At 41.9% G+C, this 18,154-nt stretch carries 15 protein-coding genes and 2 pseudogenes; 7 read left to right on the top strand and 10 right to left on the bottom strand.

Translation table 11 applies throughout. The features are described from left to right. The first annotated feature begins 24 nt into the window (after positions 1-24). The 3 genes and pseudogenes from ACY3FQ_RS03915 to ACY3FQ_RS03905 all read left to right on the top strand — a co-directional run. Complete coding sequence (locus ACY3FQ_RS03915) at positions 25-381, top strand: YbjQ family protein (protein WP_010327337.1); 357 nt, start codon at positions 25-27, stop codon at positions 379-381. Between the two features lie 3 nt (positions 382-384). Then, the gene (locus ACY3FQ_RS03910; protein ID WP_183173052.1) at positions 385-855 is read left to right on the top strand and encodes a YbjQ family protein; all 471 of its coding nucleotides are present in this window, start codon (positions 385-387) and stop codon (positions 853-855) included. A gap of 129 nt (positions 856-984) precedes the next feature. Next, positions 985-1,668: pseudogene (locus tag ACY3FQ_RS03905) on the top strand (agmatine deiminase family protein); the annotation flags it as partial. Positions 1,669-1,770: 102 nt separating this feature from the next. Here the strand turns inward: ACY3FQ_RS03905 and ACY3FQ_RS03900 are convergent. Beyond that, on the bottom strand, positions 1,771-2,577 hold the full coding sequence (locus ACY3FQ_RS03900; protein ID WP_078389117.1) for an SDR family NAD(P)-dependent oxidoreductase: 807 nt from the start codon (positions 2,575-2,577) through the stop codon (positions 1,771-1,773). A 12-nt stretch (positions 2,578-2,589) separates the two neighbouring features. Then, entirely contained in the window at positions 2,590-3,264 is a 675-nt protein-coding gene (locus ACY3FQ_RS03895) for a hypothetical protein (RefSeq protein ID WP_183173053.1), read from the bottom strand. Between the two features lie 183 nt (positions 3,265-3,447). On the opposite strand from ACY3FQ_RS03895, the gene ACY3FQ_RS03890 reads away from it, so the two are divergent. The 3 genes from ACY3FQ_RS03890 to ACY3FQ_RS03880 all read left to right on the top strand — a co-directional run bounded on the left by ACY3FQ_RS03890 (position 3,448) and on the right by ACY3FQ_RS03880 (position 8,349). Further along, positions 3,448-6,342, top strand: a complete 2,895-nt coding sequence (locus tag ACY3FQ_RS03890) for a valine--tRNA ligase (protein WP_151835889.1) — start codon at positions 3,448-3,450, stop codon at positions 6,340-6,342. Positions 6,343-6,407: 65 nt separating this feature from the next. After that, a complete protein-coding gene (locus tag ACY3FQ_RS03885) occupies positions 6,408-7,688 on the top strand; it encodes an AAA family ATPase (RefSeq protein WP_279693285.1) in 1,281 nt (426 codons plus the stop codon). Position 7,689: 1 nt separating this feature from the next. Next, entirely contained in the window at positions 7,690-8,349 is a 660-nt protein-coding gene (locus ACY3FQ_RS03880) for an HNH endonuclease (protein ID WP_195728197.1), read from the top strand. Between the two features lie 42 nt (positions 8,350-8,391). Here ACY3FQ_RS03880 and ACY3FQ_RS03875 read toward each other — a convergent pair whose 3' ends face one another. The 3 genes and pseudogenes from ACY3FQ_RS03875 to ACY3FQ_RS03865 all read right to left on the bottom strand — a co-directional run bounded on the left by ACY3FQ_RS03875 (position 8,392) and on the right by ACY3FQ_RS03865 (position 12,064). Then, a complete protein-coding gene (locus ACY3FQ_RS03875; protein ID WP_151836419.1) occupies positions 8,392-9,426 on the bottom strand; it encodes a molecular chaperone DnaJ in 1,035 nt (344 codons plus the stop codon). 77 nt (positions 9,427-9,503) lie between these two features. Next, positions 9,504-11,060, bottom strand: a pseudogene (locus ACY3FQ_RS03870) (sensor domain-containing diguanylate cyclase). 242 nt (positions 11,061-11,302) lie between these two features. Continuing rightward, a complete protein-coding gene (locus tag ACY3FQ_RS03865; RefSeq protein ID WP_151836420.1) occupies positions 11,303-12,064 on the bottom strand; it encodes a ferredoxin--NADP reductase in 762 nt (253 codons plus the stop codon). A gap of 85 nt (positions 12,065-12,149) precedes the next feature. Between ACY3FQ_RS03865 and gigC the strand changes: the two genes are divergently transcribed. Continuing rightward, entirely contained in the window at positions 12,150-13,028 is an 879-nt protein-coding gene (gigC, locus tag ACY3FQ_RS03860; protein ID WP_010327351.1) for a LysR family transcriptional regulator GigC, read from the top strand. A 30-nt stretch (positions 13,029-13,058) separates the two neighbouring features. Here the strand turns inward: gigC and ACY3FQ_RS03855 are convergent, their stop codons facing one another. The 5 genes from ACY3FQ_RS03855 to nuoM all read right to left on the bottom strand — a co-directional run bounded on the left by ACY3FQ_RS03855 (position 13,059) and on the right by nuoM (position 18,152). After that, positions 13,059-13,790, bottom strand: a complete 732-nt coding sequence (locus ACY3FQ_RS03855) for a cold shock domain-containing protein (protein WP_151836421.1) — start codon at positions 13,788-13,790, stop codon at positions 13,059-13,061. Positions 13,791-13,911: 121 nt separating this feature from the next. Further along, positions 13,912-14,205, bottom strand: a complete 294-nt coding sequence (locus ACY3FQ_RS03850) for a cold shock domain-containing protein (protein ID WP_005400349.1) — start codon at positions 14,203-14,205, stop codon at positions 13,912-13,914. Between the two features lie 81 nt (positions 14,206-14,286). Further along, on the bottom strand, positions 14,287-14,922 hold the full coding sequence (gene upp / locus ACY3FQ_RS03845; protein WP_058870138.1) for a uracil phosphoribosyltransferase: 636 nt from the start codon (positions 14,920-14,922) through the stop codon (positions 14,287-14,289). A 122-nt stretch (positions 14,923-15,044) separates the two neighbouring features. After that, complete coding sequence (nuoN, locus tag ACY3FQ_RS03840) at positions 15,045-16,541, bottom strand: NADH-quinone oxidoreductase subunit NuoN (RefSeq protein ID WP_005400347.1); 1,497 nt, start codon at positions 16,539-16,541, stop codon at positions 15,045-15,047. Positions 16,542-16,544: 3 nt separating this feature from the next. Continuing rightward, positions 16,545-18,152 (bottom strand): NADH-quinone oxidoreductase subunit M, encoded by a 1,608-nt coding sequence (gene nuoM, locus ACY3FQ_RS03835; RefSeq protein WP_171262524.1) that lies wholly within the window; start codon positions 18,150-18,152, stop codon positions 16,545-16,547. Positions 18,153-18,154: the final 2 nt, after the last annotated feature.

Here is an 18,154-nt window from a genome sequence, read left to right as displayed (position 1 = left end):
CAAATCATTTGAATATTGAACATTATGCTTTTAAGTAACCTTGAGTCTGTTCCTGGACATACCATTTCTCAACAACTGGATGTGGTCTATGGCAGTACGGTTCGAAGTAAACATGTCGGGCGCGACTTTTTGGCAGGGTTAAAAAATATTGTCGGTGGTGAACTCACTGCCTATACCGAGCTTTTAGAAGAATCACGCCAAGAAGCCATGAATCGTATGATTGCAAAAGCACAAGGCTTAGGTGCCAATGCCATTGTAGGTATTCGTTTTTCAACCTCAAATATTGCCCAAGGTGCATCTGAGTTATTTGTTTATGGCACTGCAGTCCGTGTCACACCGTTAGACAACCATCTCCCCGATCCATTTCCAACACAGGCCTAAGCAATGGAAAGTTTAGTTTTCCAACTGCTGATCTTTGCGGTGCTCTTTAGCGTCGGTTTTGGCTTTGGTCGCTACAATGAACGTAAACATTTGGCGGAGCTTGAACAGAATGAGAAGCGTCTTGCCTACATTACCGTGGGTAATTTACGCAAAGTAAGCTTCGAACAGTCTGGGCACATGATCAGTAGCAATGTTGTGATTTCTCATGATTATTTCAAATATGTATTGGCGACCGTGCAAAACTTTTTTGGGGGTAGACTCACCAGCTATGAAAGTGTCGTCGATCGTGCCCGTCGTGAAGCTATCGTCCGACTCAAATTTGAAGCAGAAAAGCACGGCGCAACGCATGTTGCTTGTATGCGACTGGCGACCACAGAAATGGGCATGCAAGGCGGTATGGTTGAAGTCTTTGCTTATGGGACTGCCATTCAAAGTCCTCAAACAGTCACTATTGACCAATTATCCATTCACTAAACTCAAATAGCATGAGCGTTCAAAATAGCTCATGCTCGCTCACCTTCTATCGTACATTCGGTTGGTGATTACTCACTAGAGCATAATTCTCTACACTAAACATAATAAAAATGGACTTCACCTACACTACAAAAAGGTCAGGCCATTTCAGATGAAGTACAAGACGTGTTTAAATACTACAGCCAAAAGGCTGGCTTACAGTTTACGCAAAGCAAACTATTGAATGATGGCGGAAACTGGGTGGAAGATGGTTATGGCAATGTCGTCCTCAGCACCAAATTTCTAGCGGATAACAAGCTCACCGAAAGCGAAGCCCGTAAAAAACTCATGGCTCTAACAGGTGCAAAGCAGATTGCCTTCATTGAAGCCGATGAACAAGGGGGCTTGGAACATGCCGATGGTGTGGTCAGCTTTGTCGACCAAAACACCTTGGTGATTAACTCTTACCCTGAAGATCCCGACTATGCCAAGCAACTTAAAGCCGATTTAAAGCGCGGCATTCCCAATGTTAAAATTCGTGAAATCATCACCCCTTATGATGGTAGCGAAATCTACGATGAAAAATTTGGTTCTGCATGTGGTTTATACACCAACATGCTGGTCACGCCTGAACGGATTTACTTCCCGCAATTTGGGATTAAAGAAGATGCTGTCGCGTTACAACAAATTCGTAGCGTAACCAAACGTACTGTTGTTCCTGTATAGTCTTCTAATGTCTGCCATATGGGCGGCGGTGTGCGTTGTATGTCTTGGCAAGTGCGTGGGAAAAATGCGGAATTATTCTTAAATTATTTAAATAAAATCAGCAAGTAGTGCAGCGGTGTTCCCCCCTATCAAAACATGGGGGGATGGGATATGTGAACATCATGATCCTAAAAGGCAGGTGGAAGAGACGTTCCTCCTGCCTTTTTCAATTTACTTCACTTTCATCTTACGAATCATTTTATACAACGTTGTAGGCGATAAACGAGACACCAGAACCCCCATTTTCTCCTTCCGACCACCGACTACGATGTATTCTTCACCTTTGAGCAATGCACTCACCACCGTTTGCGCAAAAATATCGGGTTCTAAACCATTTTCAATCGCTTCGTCTTGATGACCCTGTGGTTTACCTTCGCCATTTAAAGCATTAAACGAGACATTGGTTTTAACAAAGCCCGGGAAAATCACCGATACATCTACGCCCTCATTGGCCACTTCGGCACGCAGGCTATTTGCCCACATATGAATGGCAGCCTTGGCTGCTGAATAGCTGGCACGGTACTGCGTCCCCAACAACCCCGCAACACTCGAAACAAAAGCAATACGGCCAGATTTTTGCGCTAAAAAAGTCGGTAGAACAGTTTTGGTTAAAAACACTTGTGAGAAATAATCCACTTCCATAATTGCACGTTCAGTCTGCATGCTGGTGTCAGCAATCAAGGCTCTCTGGCTTAAACCCGCATTATTAATCAACCAATCAATTCGACCTTTTTTCTGTAGCACTTGCTCATAGGCATGGCGAACTTGAGCTTCGTCGGTAATGTCCGCACAAATGGAAATGTGTTGATCTGGATTCAGCAGTCCGACACGAACTTTCTCGAGTTCGTCAAAACGTCTTGCCGTGAGTACGACCTCAGCACCCTGTAAAGCACATTCTTTAGCCAGTGCTTCACCTAACCCTGAAGATGCCCCCGTGATCCAGACCACCTTAGCGTCTAAACTGTTTAACTGTGCCATGTCCTTATTGCCTCATACCGAAGTTTTATTTGCAGATTGATCATTTAAAAAAGTCAGGAAATGATCGAAATATTGACTCATCATCTGCGCATCATAGATACGCCCTAACTTATCAAAACGTTTATAGCCCAACTGGGTCGTTAAGTTAATCACCCCATTTAGTGTTTTATCGACCACCAGATTAAATTTAAGCATTTTTTTGGGTTCACGGACCAGACTGGTCACCCCTTGGTCGACAATTTGCGTAAACACCTTCAAAGCTGGAGCAACATAACTGTTATTGCCCTTTTCCATCTGTTCCGCACAACCCAAAAGTTCGGTGACTAAGGTTTTTTCGACTGGGTAGCTTAAAAAATGTGTGCTCTCGTTGTCATACATCATTTGCTCTAGATAATTCACCATTGGAATTAGACGGTCATTTGAAAAAAAAGACACGGACCACGGCATGTACTTACGCATAGTGTCCACAATATGCTGAATAATTTTCTCAGACTCTCCATCACCTGAGGTAGACAAGCGCGCAAGATCGCCAAAGACTTGATCAATCACTTCACATGAAATATCCGCTAAAACCTCACCCAAAGGTTTGGCAAGACTTTGGCTTTCGCCGGCATTAAGCTGTTGATGAATGTGGGCAAAGCGTTGGTGAGTTTCAGGTTTTAATTTTAATGATATTTGATAAGTCATAGTGATCCCCCCTTTTTTTGATTTTTACTGCGAACAAAGCGCACTCTAGGTTTAGACACATCATAAAGCGCTCTGCATCATGTCGCAATTGCTAGATCAACGCATTTGCTTTACATACCCCCATTTGCGATTTCTTTGCTACAATAGATGCAATTTTTTATCTACTTTTGAACTGTTTGAACTATGACTGATTCAGCGCAAAATATCGCTACAACTTACGATCCGACCGAGATCGAGAAAAAATGGTACCAAACTTGGGAAGAGCGTGGTTATTTCAAGCCCTCTGAAAAAGGTGAGTCATTTTGTATCATGATTCCGCCACCAAACGTCACCGGTAGCTTGCACATGGGTCATGGTTTTAACAATGCCATTATGGATGCCTTAACACGCTACAACCGTATGTCAGGTAAAAACACCTTATGGCAACCGGGTACAGACCATGCGGGTATTGCAACGCAAATGGTGGTTGAGCGTCAGTTGGGTGCTCAAGGTGTCAGCCGTCATGACCTCGGCCGTGAAAAATTCATCGAAAAAATCTGGGAATGGAAAGAGCAATCAGGCGACACCATCACCCGTCAAATCCGTCGTTTAGGTTCTTCAGTAGACTGGTCACGTGAACGCTTTACGATGGATGAAGGTTTATCGAATGCCGTAAAAGAAGTATTTGTTAAACTGCACGAAGACGGTTTGATTTACCGTGGCAAACGTTTGGTGAACTGGGATCCAAAACTGCAAACTGCGCTTTCTGACCTCGAAGTTGAGTCGGATAAAGAAGAAGCAGGTTCACTGTGGCACTTCAAATATTTCTTTGAAGATAAAAACCTACGTACCCATGATGGTAAAGACCACATTGTTGTCGCAACCACACGCCCTGAAACATTACTGGGTGATACTGCGGTTGCTGTGGCACTAGATGATGAGCGCTATACGCACCTTGTGGGTCAGAACATTATCCTGCCAATTACAGGTCGTGCTGTTCCAATCGTTAAAGATGAATATGTCGATAAAGAATTCGGTACAGGCTGTGTGAAAATTACGCCTGCGCACGACTTTAACGACTATGAAGTCGGTAAGCGTTGTGAATTGCCAATTATCAATATCTTCAATAAAAATGCAGAAGTGTTGGCTGAGTTTGAATACATCGCGAAAGCGGGCGAGCAAATTTCTAAAACCATCCCTGCCCCTGCGGACTATATTGGTTTAGAGCGTTTTGAAGCGCGTAAAAAACTGGTTGAACAAGCTGATGCTGAAGGTTGGTTAGATCAAATCCAACCATATACCTTGAAACCACCTCGTGGTGACCGTTCAGGCGTAATCGTTGAGCCACTTTTGACCGATCAATGGTATGTGAAAATTGCACCATTGGCGCAACCTGCCATTGAAGCGGTTCAAGACGGTCGCATCAAGTTTGTCCCTGAGCAGTACAGCAACATGTACATGGCATGGATGAACAACATTCAAGACTGGTGTATCTCTCGCCAACTTTGGTGGGGTCACCGTATCCCTGCTTGGTACGATGCTGAAGGCAACATCTATGTCGGTCGTGACGAAGCTGAAGTCCGTGCGAAAAATAACATTCCTGCTGATGTTACGCTTAGCCAAGACGAAGACGTACTCGATACATGGTTCTCTTCTGCGCTGTGGACCTTCTCAACTCTTGGTTGGACTGGCGATGCCAAGAAAGATGTGGAAAACTATTTCCTCAATACCTTCCACCCAACGGATGTATTGGTGACTGGTTTTGACATCATCTTCTTCTGGGTTGCTCGTATGATTATGTTTACGATGCACTTCATGAAAAATGAAGATGGTACGCCACAAGTTCCGTTTAAAACGGTCTATGTTCACGGTTTAGTCCGTGATGGCGAAGGTCAAAAAATGTCGAAGTCTAAGGGCAACGTACTTGATCCTCTTGACTTGATTGACGGTGTTGACCTTGAGACTTTGGTACAAAAACGTACTACAGGTCTAATGAACCCGAAACAAGCGGCGAAGATTGAAAAATCAACCCGTAAAGAGTTCCCAGAAGGCATTCAAGCCTATGGTACGGACGCAGTTCGTTTCACATTCTGCGCACTTGCCAACACCGGTCGTGACATTAAGTTCGACATGAAGCGTGTTGAAGGCTACCGTAACTTTGCCAACAAAATCTGGAACGCAACCCGTTTCGTGATGATGAACTGTGAAGAACAAGTGATTGGCACTGAAGTTCGTCAAGACCTTTGGGAATTGCCTGAACAGTGGATCGTAAGCCGTCTGCAAAAAGCCGAAGCTTCGGTACAACAAGCTTTCGCGACTTATCGTTTAGACTTGGCTGCACAAGCGATTTACGAGTTCATTTGGAATGAATACTGTGACTGGTATGTCGAACTGACGAAACCTGTTCTGAACGATGAAAATGTATCAGTTGAGCGTAAAGCTGAAGTTCGTCGTGTACTACTTGCGGTGATGGAAGCATCGTTACGTCTTGCACACCCAATCATGCCGTATTTGACTGAAGAAATTTGGCAAACACTTGCACCGAAACTTGGTATTTCTGGCGAAACCATCATGCTGGCGCAATACCCTGTTGCCAACCCTGAGCGTGTAAACGAACAGGCTGAAGCCGATATGCAATGGCTTCAAGGTTTGATTGGTGCAGTACGTAACATCCGTGGTGAAATGGGCTTAGGTAATGCACGTTTATTACCAGTTCTTCTACAAAATACCACTGAAGCAGAAAAAGCACAGATTGCGCGCATTGAACCATTAGTGAAAGCGTTGGCAAAAGTTGAAAGCATTACGTTCTTGGCTGATGGTGAGCAACCACCATTGTCTTCATCAAGCGTTGTTGGTCACGTGTCTGTATTCGTTCCAATGAAAGGTTTAATTGACCCGAAAGCGGAATTAGGTCGTTTACAGAAAGACTTAGACAAAGTGCAAAAGCAGCATGACGTCATTGCAGGCAAACTTTCTAATGAAGGTTTTGTAGCGAAAGCACCTGCGGCTGTCGTTGAAGGTGAAAAAGTGAAATTGGCTGAATTTGCCGACCAATTAGCGAAGATTAAAGCGAATATGGAGCAGATTGCAGCGCTGTAAAGTGTTGTAATCTTAAAATTAATATGTAATATAAAGGGCTGATTATTCAGCCTTTTATATTGAAAATGACTTTTATCCATACGCATGAAAGTAGCGGTAAAAAATACACTTTTTATGACAAAAAACTTTCATCCAACACTAATAACATTTTTACAATTCTTGTAGGAAAAAATGGTAGTGGTAAAAGTCGTCTATTAAATAGCTTAATTATGCGTAGACTAAAGGATGAGAAGTATGTTTTAGCTTTCTCAAACTCGATGTACCATAAGTTTCCACAACTTAGAACTTATGGCTCAAAATATTATTGTTATGCCAACTATCAGGGATTGCAAAAAAACTTCTCTTATTGCGATGCTTTAAATAAACTTATAGATTACAAACTAATAGAAATTTTAGACCAAAAAAATCTATTTGATGTATCACCAATTTTGCAATACAAGGATTGGAGCATTAGAACGTTAATACCATTATTAATGTTAAAACTAAAGCAAGATCCTATTAGAGAACATTTACTGGACAAAATATTACTATTTTTAGATTTTGATAAAAATCTCCACATCACATTCAATAAAAATAAAAAAAATTCAGATTTTTTTATGGGCACCTATAACAATAATCTTCTATACTTTGAAAACAAAACTGAAAATCATGAAATCTTAAAACAAATTTACCTCAATCTTTGTGATAGTAAACTTACAGACTATTATTTCCCTCTCGCTAGTAATTTAAAGTCATTTTCATCTTTAAGCTATGGTATCGCTCTCGGTCTTTGGAATATAAAAAAAATAGACTTTACAAAAAAAAATCATAAAGTTTCATATAGAGATCTCAGCTCAGGTGAAACTTCATTTCTAACATTGGGACTTTTTCTATTAATTTTTTTAGAAAATGACTCTTTAGTTTGTATTGATGAGCCTGAGATAAACTTACATCCAGAATGGCAAAATCAGGTACTTAACTTCTTAAACTCAGTTTTCTCCAACTTCGAGAATTGTCATTTTTTTATAGCAACGCACGCGCCACAAATTGTTTCAGGTACTGACTATTTACATACTTACATACACAATCTAGAAAAAAATGAGACATATAGTATAGATCATTTTAAAAATAGATCTTCAGATTTTCAACTATCAGAGATTTTTAATTTCCCAGGAAATAATAATGAATATTTGATCAGGAAATTAATTATTATTTTAAATAAGTTTAATATAGAAATTGATTTCCATCTAGATGATGAAAGTAAAGCCTTACTCGAACACTTAGAAAAATTAATAAAACATGAAAAAATAGATAAAGAAGACAAAGTATTTATTCTTTTCAATCTTATAGCTAGCTATAGAGGATGAAATGGAAATTTTTGTAATACCTGCAGAACTTAAGCCTTTTATAGATAGCTACGATAAAATAAATTATCAGTTATGGAATGATGATGAAAATAAGGATGTTAAAAGTTTTCGTTCGTTAATTCGTAATCACTATTTATCTGAACAAAAACTCACTTGTTTCTATTGTAAGCAATATATTTTTTCTACTAATGGATTGCATTGGCAAGTAGAGCATATTTTACCGAAATCATTATTTCCTCAATTCCTATTTGAACCTAAAAACTTAATTGTCATTTGTCCTGACTGTAATCGAGAAAAAGGAGACCAAAACCCCCATGTAAATGGTAATACGGCTTGCTCACAATCCACCTACCCGAGCACAAGGGGTCGTTTTAAAATTATTCATCCATTCTTCGATAATTATGAGGAACACATTAAAAGAACTCGCTCTAATCATTGTGATTATCCAGACCACTACTTTTTCACAGCTTGCGGTCCAAAAGCAAAAGCTACTTTCAGAATATTTGATTTGGATCGATTTAATAGAAATTTTGCAGGATTTCCAGATATGAGTGGCAAACAAGTCGGGGCATTAGATGAATTTATTGAAGAAAAAGATATAAATCTACTGACACGTGAACAAAAAATGGCTTTAGTTCAAAAAATTATGGAAAGTATGTAACCGTACCTCCCTCTCCCAAAGGGAGAGGGAGAAAAGCAAAAATTAAAGAAGCTGATGCCCCAACAACATCTCCACCCCACTCACCTTTTTCATATGCTTTAAACGCTCTTTTTCCCACTTCAATTGCTGCTTTAACTCAGCAACATCCTTATCAATCACCTTATACACATCATTCATTTTGAGCTGTTTGATGTTGATATGACTGCTCAAGTGAAAAGACGCAAAAATTTCCTCTAACTGGCTTTGCAAGTTCTGACTTTGGGCTTCCAAAGACAACTGATAAAACTTCACTTGTTCAGAACTTAAAGGCTTTGAGCTTAAGCTTTTATTGGTCTCTAACTGTAATTGGAGTTTGAGCAAATAAAATAAATCCTGCTCTGCATAAGCTTCATTGACCTTTTGCAAAAGTTCAGTCTTATCTAACTTCTTCGCTTCATCAGGCTCACGGTCAGGGTGAATCATCGCGGTAATTTTTAAATATACGGTTTTTAGTGACTGCTCTGCCATTTTGGCTGATTGCTCACGTTTTTGTTGTTGTTTCAACTGCTTGGCGCGTTCTCGCTCTGCTGCATATTGGGCAGAATCATATTCATAACTTTCCCAATCTGTTTCAACATCAAGTGCTATGCCTTGCTCTACCGTTTCAGCGAGGTCATGCGCTTGCGTTAAAATGGCTTTGGCTTTCTTCGCGCGTACATGCTCTGAATGCTGCTTATAGAAAGTATCCACTTTCTCTACTTGTTCTTTCTGTGCGGAAGTCAGCATCTGAGATTTTTTTAGCATCTTGGCTAAAGCGGCTATTTTGGTGTCAATCTGCGCCAAGTCCGCTTTGCTAAAGGCATCGTTGGCTAAGTGATTCCACAAGGTATCGAGCTGTTCAAATAAAACCGTGTGCAACTCGGTATAAACAGGTAAAAGCTTACTGCGCGTATAGTTTTGAATGTCGGCTTGGGCGTTTTGCCATGTCGCCAGTTCTTGTTTTTGTTGTTCAATACGCTCAATCAAACGATTTAATTTTTTCTGCTGCGGGGAGCGCTCAACCTTAGGTAGTTGGCTCATTTTTATATCGTAAGACATCACAATAATGCACAGTAAAGCAGAAGATACTTCAGTGTAGCAGATCGCCCCAATCTGCCACAGTCGAAGCCTAAATGTTAAAGTGCAACCACACGGTTACGCCCTTGCGCTTTAGCTTGGTACAAATGCTGGTCGGCACGGCACAAGGCAGTCTGTGCATCACTATCTGTGACCTGAACCACACTCACCCCGATACTAATACTGATGGGATGCTGATCCAAAATTGGGGCTTGTTCGACAGTTTGACGTAGATTTTCAGCTAAAACCATTGCACCTTCAAGCGTGGTCGTGGGCAACAACACCACAAACTCTTCACCACCATAACGAGCAACAAAGTCCGACTCACGGATGTTCGAGGACAACACCTATGCCACCCCTTTTAAGAATCGATCACCCACCTCATGCCCATACTGATCATTCACTTTTTTAAAGTAATCTACATCCAACAACAGCACCGCATAGCCCACATGACTACGTGTAAACTGAGCGTATAAATAGTCCAGATAATCGGTCAATGCACCGCGGTTATACAGTCCTGTCAGTGCATCATGCCGTGCCAACTTTTCTAATTCTATATTGGCCGTTTTAAGTTCCTGTGTGCGTTCCTGAACCTTTTGCTCAAGCGTTGTATTGGCATCCATTAGCTGATGTTTTTGTGTCAACAGTGTGTCGGTCATACTATTTAATGACTGTGACAAGCCTTTAATTTCTCTAATACTGGTATTCGCCTCAAAGTAAACATCTTCACGTCCCTGCTCGACTGCATGCGCACTTTTTGCCAAGTTTTCAATTGGACGGCTAAAACGATTCGCTAAGCGATAAGTCACAAAAAGTAGCAGTAATGAAATCACAAAACCAATAGCTAAGATTTGATGTTGCAGTGACCGAACTTCTACCAAGGCTATCGAAACTGGCTGGCGAATCATGACATGCCAACCCAAGTTCATCTGTGTTTGTGAAAACACAGGAACATCCGTGGTGAGGTAGTTTTGTCCCTCTCCCCAGTCATGCACAAAGTAATTGCCATGTTGTTTACTAAAACTCGGAGGGTTCACCTGACCAATACTTTTAAACGGATATAGAATTTCACCCGCTTGGTTCACAATAAATACTTCAATCCCACGTTGTGCGGCATTTTCAGACAATGAACTTTTCAGCACATGGCTTGCCCAGCTCCAGTCTGCATGCGCAGCCAAAACGCCTTTTATTTTATGCGTTGTAGGGTCATAAATGGGAGTCGCAAAATCAATAAATCGCATCGGTTCATTCGGGTTAATGGCCTTGATTTTTTTGGCGAGTAGAACAGCCTTGTGTGCATCGCCCAAATACACTCGCTTGGAGCCGTGAATAAACCAATCCCGCTCAGATACATCTGCACCTTGCAATAAATGGTTTGCCGCAACTTCGACTTTCCCTTCAGGGTTAGCAATCCCAAGCCATGCATAATATTGATATGATTTTTTAACTTGATCGAGTTGCTGTTGAACACGTGGATTATTAAAGTCTGCCTCAGCAATAAACGGTGATTGACTCAAAAGCACCATTTCCCGTTCGCGTTCTGTCAACGAATTGGCCAAAGTATTACTGATACTCTTCGCAGCAATATATAAGGTTTGACCGCTGGATTTACTCATTTGAGCCGAAGCAGTTTTACCGATATATAAGGTAATACAAAGCCCCAAAGTAAATGCCAAACCAGCAAATAACACCATCAACCGATTAGGAATGAATCCATTTTTAGCATTTACCCCACTGCTCCTCAGTTTAAAGTGTTTCAGTCAACAACAAAACCTACGCGATATTTCGTCTCTTTCTCTGTGCTAAAGCGATGTTTTAGCAATACTTTGATATCGCTATCCATGTGAGCTTTTGAAGCTTACCAATAGTTTTCGACCGCGATATTTCCTTCACCACGGCGGTTCATGGTCAGGCCACGTGCTTTTAATGCCTCTTTGGTATCTTCGACCATTTGCGGGTTACCACACAGCATCACATGGCTGGTTTCAGGGTTCAGACTCAAACCGACTGCTTTTTCAAGCTCACCATTTTCAATCAGTACGGGTAAACGGTCATGCAGTGGTGCATGCGGATCACGGGTAATAATCGGCACAAATTTAAAGCCTGTATGGCCCTCACCAAAGGTCTCTGCAATTTCTTGAATGCGTGTTGCATAGGCCAGTTCAGAGGCTGTACGTACACTATAAACCAGTGTAATGCTCTCGTATTTCGACCACGTCTCAAAGTCTTGCAACATCGAGATAAAAGGTGCAAGTCCTGTCCCTGTGCCCAGTAGCCATAAGTCTTTTGGTAACGGCAACTGATAACGCGCCAAGGTCAAAAAGCCGTACGGGATCTTTTCGAGGTAGATCTCATCATTAACTTTTAAGTGTTGTAAATTCGAGGTAAATGCACCTTCAGGCACCACAATCGAGAAAAACTCTAAAGTTTCATCAAAGGGAGAGGACACCACCGAATACGCTCGAACCACCAATTCATCACCCACTTTGATGCCAATACGGGCAAATTGTCCTGCGGTAAACTTAAAATGTGCAGGTCGCGTCATAGTGAAGCTAAAAAGTGTATTGGTCCAACGGTGTACGGATAAAACCTTTTCTAGGCTAAATTTTTCAATTGACATGATTTCAGCGTGGCATCAAAGACGTTGCTCATGTTAGCATGACCACATAATTTGTTAATATTTTTTAAATGTTAAGGCTATATTCATGCGCATGACTTTACGCCAGTTGGCGGTTTTTGTAGCAGTTGCTCAAGAAGGCACAGTAACCAAAGCCAGTGATGCGGTTCGACTCACCCAGAGTGCTGCGAGTATGGCTTTAGCAGATCTAGAAGACGGTTTGGGAGCTCCTCTGTTTGACCGTCTAGGTAAGCGTCTTCAGCTCAATGATCTGGGTCGTTTCCTGCTGCCACAAGCTTTAGAAATTTTGGGTCGCTGTGATGCTTTCGAGCAAGCCGCTAAAGGTGAGTTACAAAGCATTGATTTGCGTTTGGGTGCAACCCTGACCATCAGTGACTACCTCATGCCTGACCTAATGGCTGATTTCTTACAAATTCAGCCTCAAGCCCATTTACAACTGCAAGTTGGTAACACCCGTCAAATGATTGAGGCGGTGAATCAGTTCCAACTAGATTTGGCTTTGATTGAAGGCTCTTGTCACTTGCCGCAACTGCAATGTATTCACTGGCGTGACGATGAATTAGCGGTCTGCTGTGCACCAGATCATCCTTTGGCGCAGTTAAATCGCACATTAACGCCTGAAGACTTTAAATCGGTCGAGTGGATCTTGCGCGAAGAAGGTTCAGGTACGCGTGAAGTGTTTGATAATGCTATTTTAAAAGACTTGCCTGATGCCAATATCCGTCTAACTTTAGGTCATAATGAAGCGATTTTAAAAATCGTGGCGGGTGGTTTAGGGATGTCCTGTATTTCAAAGCTGGCAACTGAACCTTTGCGCGAAAAAGGCCAGTTGGTGGTACTTGATACGCCGTTCTGGTCTCTAACACGTCCACTGTTCATGTTGGTACATCGTCAGAAGTACCAAGGCCCAGGACTCAAAGCCTTTATGAAATTCTGCGAAAAATAAGTAAGCAAAAAGCACCCGAGGGTGCTTTTTTTATTTCCCAAATTGGCGCTCACAAGGCTCACCATCATTGTTCCCATCCATTTTGGTATTTGGACAATTCCTTAAGAAATAAACCGCTTCTTCATAAGAACGCATTTGGGAGCAATGGGTTCGTCCATCGCATTTAAACTGTCCAGTGCTGACAGGTAAACGACCATTTTGTTTATCAATGCTTTCCGTCACACGTTCCGAGCGAGGTTGATTGGTCTGATGCAGACCTGCATCTAAATTACGCTTCCCTTGCTCAGATAGGATTTGATCGGGCAACTTTCCTAAAGCTTTACGCTGTTCTTCTACAATCTGTTGCTGCTCAAGCATCAACTGTTCAGCTTTACGCTGTTTTTCTGCACTATAACTTTGATATTTCCCATAGGTCAAAAAGCTCAATACCGCGACGATAATGATGCCAATCACGGTGATGATGGTACTTTTATGTCCCGCCTCATGGTAACGTGGCGAGGCTTGGGTATGCGCTTTTTTCTTATTGGGTGATGTCGTTGCTTTGCTTTCTGAGGACAGACCGAGCCGCTGGATATTGCCAGCCTTAAACTTGCCTTGGTCTTCTACAATCATAAACTGAAGCGCTTCACCAATCTTGGGTTCAATGTTGTGCTGTGGCAAATCTTTGATATGAAAAAATACATCATCAATATCCCCCTCCACCTCAATGAAACCAAAACCACGTGAGGTACTAAAGCTTTTGATTTTCCCTTTCAGAAACATAATCTGCTCTATTCAATTGTATTTTTCGTATTGTAATCAATAAAAAAGAGACTAAAAATCCTCTTAGCTTCAAAATGCAAAGATTAATCTTTGCACGATTGCACTCTGAATCAACGCTGACTTAGCGTCTAAAATTAGACAATAAGTCTGTGGTGATCGATTTATTATGGCTTGAGACTTTCGATTTCTTGGCTTTGGCAGAGTTGTCTTCAACCCGCTCAATTTTAATCGCTTTATAGCGGTCGCCATTCTCAACCACATTAAATTTCACGCGTTCATTACGTTTCGGCTCACCTGAGTCTGCAGGGAAATCCGAGATATGAAAAAATACGTCACCTTCAGGTGAGGAAATAAAGCCAAAACCTTTATCCGCATTATATTGCTTAACTTTTCCTTGATATTGCTCGGCCTTCATAAACAGATCCTAATATGTACACGCTTTGTTGTAGTTTATAAAAAAGAGGCTATAAAAGCCTCTTTTTGCTGGGGCTTAATCTTAATCTTTTTGAACTGAACCAAAGATTTTGTCGCCCGCATCGCCTAGACCCGGCACGATATAACCATTGGCATTTAAGCCTTGGTCAATTGAAGCTGTGAAAATAGTGACATCTGGATGCGCATCCAAAACACGTTTAATGCCTTCAGGCGCCGCAACCAATACCATCACACGGATGTCTTTACAGCCACTTGCTTTCAATACATCAATCGCAGCAACCAATGAAGAACCCGTTGCAAGCATCGGGTCGATAATCATCGCTAAACGGTTTTGTACATCTGGAACTAATTTTTTGTAATAAGTACGTGCTTCAAGCGTTTCTTCATCACGCTCTAAACCCAGTACAGACACTTTGGCACTTGGGATCAGGTTTAAGAAACCATCTAACATGCCAATACCCGCACGTAAAATTGGCACAACGGTGATTTTTTTACCCACAATGCGGTCTACCGTTACTTTACCATTCCAACCATCAATTTCATGGTCGCAAACAGGTAAATCTTTGGTCGCTTCATAGGTCAACAGCATGGTCACTTCCTGAGCCAGCTCACGGAAGTTTTTAGTGCTGATATCTGCACGACGAAGAAGACCAAGCTTATGACGAATCAGTGGATGACGAATTTCATGGATAGCCACGGGAGAGCACCTAAAAGGTAAAATAAAATTCCTTACATTATAAAGCTTTTTATCGTGCGATAAAAACAAAAAAGCCCCCAATTGATGGAGGCTTTTTTGTTAAAACGAAACGTTTTTAAAAATTAGTGCTGTTGAGAAAGCATAAAGTGGATTGGAGATAAGATCTCTGACTGAAGTGCTAACTTAATAATTGGATCTGGATAGATACCAATCACAAGCACTGCTGCCGCAGCTAAAAGCACCATAATACCACCCACTTTTTGGCCCCAATGATCCACAGCATCTACACGCGGTGCATCTGGTGGTGTCATGTACATAACAACCATCACACGGAGGTAGTAGTACAGACCAATACCAGAACCAACAATGATCATCGCAGCAAGGAACCAGTGCTGAGTCGTTACCGCAGCCATGACCACAAGGAACTTACCAATGAAGCCCGCTGTCAATGGAATACCTGCAAGCGATAGCATCATCACGGTTAATACGGCAGTCAGCACTGGACGACGCCAGAATAGACCACGGTAGTCCGCTAGACTTTCTGCTTCGTCTACGTTGTTGTATGGACTAGACATCAATGCAACCGCACCGAACGCACCAATCGTAGTTAACACATAAGTGATCACATAGACCGAAACATTACCAAGGCTTGCATAAGTCATGCTGATTAAACCAATCAACAAGTAACCAAAGTGCGCAATTGAAGAGTATGCCAAGATACGTTTCAAGTTCACTTGTTTCACTGCAAGGAAGTTACCCACCAAGATCGATAACACCGCAATCACGGTTAAGATCGTCACGATTGAGTCAACAAGGATCGCACCTGAAGTTAAGATGTAACGTACAAACAGACCAATCGTCGCTACTTTTGCAGCTGTTGCAAGGAAAGTTGCGATCGGAGTTGGTGCACCTGCATAAACGTCTGGCGTCCATTTGTGGAATGGCGCTAAAGACAGTTTGAATGCCACAGCAAAAACAATCAGGCCTAAACCTAAAAGTACCATTGGCTGTTGAATGTTTTGCATTAACGCTTGAACATTGTCATAGAACGACATTGAACCTGTGTACGCGTAAATATAAGCCATACCCATCAACAACATTGCCGAAGCTGTTGCTGAAAGCACCAAGTACTTCACACCCGCTTCTAAAGACTTAGAGCGCTGGTGTGTATAGGCCAATAAGCCATATACAGGAATTGACATCAACTCAAGGCTAATGAAGAACGATGCATAGTGAGAGCTTGCCACCATTAACATTGCACCAGTCACTGATGACAACATTAAGATATACAACTCTTCACGGTTATCTTTATAGCTTTCGATATAGGCATGCGACAGAGTACAGCATGCCAAAGCAGCAATTAGAATAATTACTTGGTACAGCAAGGTGAACGCATCCACCATGAACATACCCATCACGTTCGCTGGTTTAAAAGCACCACCGAACATTGTGAAGAGTACATATGCTGCTGCAAGGTTTAAGCCCACCACTGATGCTGTCGCAATTAAGTTATGGTTACGCTTAATTGCAGTAAGAATCATCACGACGATCGTTGTTAAAGCAACGATCATCACAGGAGCTAAAGGCATAAGCTCAGAAAATGACATTGTGAAGTTCATGACTTATTGCATCTCCACATTTTCGAGTTGAACAGTTGCTTGACTCGCAACGTCAACTACTTCTTGTACAGGAATGTAGCTGTTCGCTAACCACGCCATGCTTGAATTTGAAATATCAAGGAAGCTTTGTGGGTACAAACCAAGCCATAACAGACCGAAAGCACAGATTAACAAGATCACTACTTCACGCGCATTTAAATCTTTCAATGGGTTGTTGTAGTGCTGCTGTTGTTCTTCGTTTGGCGTACCAAACAACGCTTTGTGGATCAGAATCAAGCCATAAAGACCTGCAAATACTAAGCTTACTGCTGCAAGAATAGTAAACACTGGGAATTTTGCATAAGAACCCATCAAGATCAGGAACTCACCAATGAAGTTACCTAGACCCGGAATACCTACAAGCGCCGCCACGAAGAACATGAGGAAGAATGCAAGATATGGGAACTGGCCACGCATACCACCCATCAAACGCATATCACGTGTATGAACACGCTCGTACACTTGACCACACATAATGAACAATGCAGCAGATGATAGGCCATGTGCCAACATCATGATCATCAAACCTTGGAAGGTTAAGATGTTACCTGCGTAAATCGCAAGTAAAACAAAGCCCATGTGCGAAATTGACGTATACGCAAGTAAACGTTTCATATCGGTTTGCTGGAAAGCACACCAAGCACCGTAGAAGATACCGATTAAACCGAAAATGATCGCGATGTCTGCAAACTGTGCAGAAGCCGCTGGGAAGAATGGAATCACAAAACGTAGTAAACCATATGCAGCGGTCTTAATTAAGATACCTGCAAGGTCAACCGAACCTGCTGTAGGTGCTTGTGCATGCGCATCTGGTAACCAGCCGTGTAATGGGAAAACTGGAAGTTTTACCGCAAAACCGACAAATAAACACAGCATGAATGCATAAGCAACGGTAGGTAATTCTTTGTCTAAAGTGTTGGCTACAGCTAATAAGTAGTTGTAATCAAAACCGATCATACCCGTCATCATGTAACCATAAACCACAAGGCCTAGGATACCGATCAACATAATAAGACCAGCGACTTGCGTATAGATAAAGAATTTGGTTGCAGCATAAACACGTGACTTACCTTCTGCTCCTTTATGACCCCAAAGTGCGATCAAGAAGTAAATAGGTACAAGCATCATCTCCCAGAAGAAGAAGAACAAGAACATGTCAATCGCTAAGAATACACCGATCACACCACCCAAAGACCATAAAAGGTTTAAGTGGAAGAAACCAACATTCTTTTGAATTTCACCCCAAGAACAGCCGACAGCCAACACACCTAAAAGTGCAGTTAAGCCCACCATTAATAGAGATAGACCATCCACCGCTAAGTGGATGTTAATGCCTAAAGTCTGAATCCATGGCAACATGAATTCAGCAGACCACGATGGCACTTTCGCGCCAAGTTCGTAGTTAAATGTACCTGTCTGCCATAGCGCAACAGTTAAGCCCAAAGTAATGAGCATACCCACTAACGCGATATAACGCGGCAGTTTGTCGTCGAGTTTGTCGACTAACCAACAAATAAAACCAGCAATGAACGGAACTAAGATCAGCGCGGGTAGAATCCAGTTGTTTGTGATTT

The sequence above is a fragment of the Acinetobacter sp. AB03 genome, assembly GCF_058107045.1.
This window is presented reverse-complemented; position numbering and strand designations above follow the sequence as displayed.

Excerpts from the sequence above, each read along its gene's own strand:
- ACY3FQ_RS03915 (WP_010327337.1), top strand. The coding sequence starts at position 25 with ATGCTTTTAAGTAACCTTGAGTCTGTTCCTGGACATACCATTTCTCAA.
- ACY3FQ_RS03910 (WP_183173052.1), top strand. The coding sequence starts at position 385 with ATGGAAAGTTTAGTTTTCCAACTGCTGATCTTTGCGGTGCTCTTTAGC.
- ACY3FQ_RS03900 (WP_078389117.1), bottom strand. The coding sequence starts at position 2,577 with ATGGCACAGTTAAACAGTTTAGACGCTAAGGTGGTCTGGATCACGGGG.
- ACY3FQ_RS03895 (WP_183173053.1), bottom strand. The coding sequence starts at position 3,264 with ATGACTTATCAAATATCATTAAAATTAAAACCTGAAACTCACCAACGC.
- ACY3FQ_RS03890 (WP_151835889.1), top strand. The coding sequence starts at position 3,448 with ATGACTGATTCAGCGCAAAATATCGCTACAACTTACGATCCGACCGAG.
- ACY3FQ_RS03885 (WP_279693285.1), top strand. The coding sequence starts at position 6,408 with ATGACTTTTATCCATACGCATGAAAGTAGCGGTAAAAAATACACTTTT.
- ACY3FQ_RS03880 (WP_195728197.1), top strand. The coding sequence starts at position 7,690 with ATGGAAATTTTTGTAATACCTGCAGAACTTAAGCCTTTTATAGATAGC.
- ACY3FQ_RS03875 (WP_151836419.1), bottom strand. The coding sequence starts at position 9,426 with ATGTCTTACGATATAAAAATGAGCCAACTACCTAAGGTTGAGCGCTCC.
- ACY3FQ_RS03865 (WP_151836420.1), bottom strand. The coding sequence starts at position 12,064 with ATGTCAATTGAAAAATTTAGCCTAGAAAAGGTTTTATCCGTACACCGT.
- gigC (WP_010327351.1), top strand. The coding sequence starts at position 12,150 with ATGCGCATGACTTTACGCCAGTTGGCGGTTTTTGTAGCAGTTGCTCAA.
- ACY3FQ_RS03855 (WP_151836421.1), bottom strand. The coding sequence starts at position 13,790 with ATGTTTCTGAAAGGGAAAATCAAAAGCTTTAGTACCTCACGTGGTTTT.
- ACY3FQ_RS03850 (WP_005400349.1), bottom strand. The coding sequence starts at position 14,205 with ATGAAGGCCGAGCAATATCAAGGAAAAGTTAAGCAATATAATGCGGAT.
- nuoN (WP_005400347.1), bottom strand. The coding sequence starts at position 16,541 with ATGAACTTCACAATGTCATTTTCTGAGCTTATGCCTTTAGCTCCTGTG.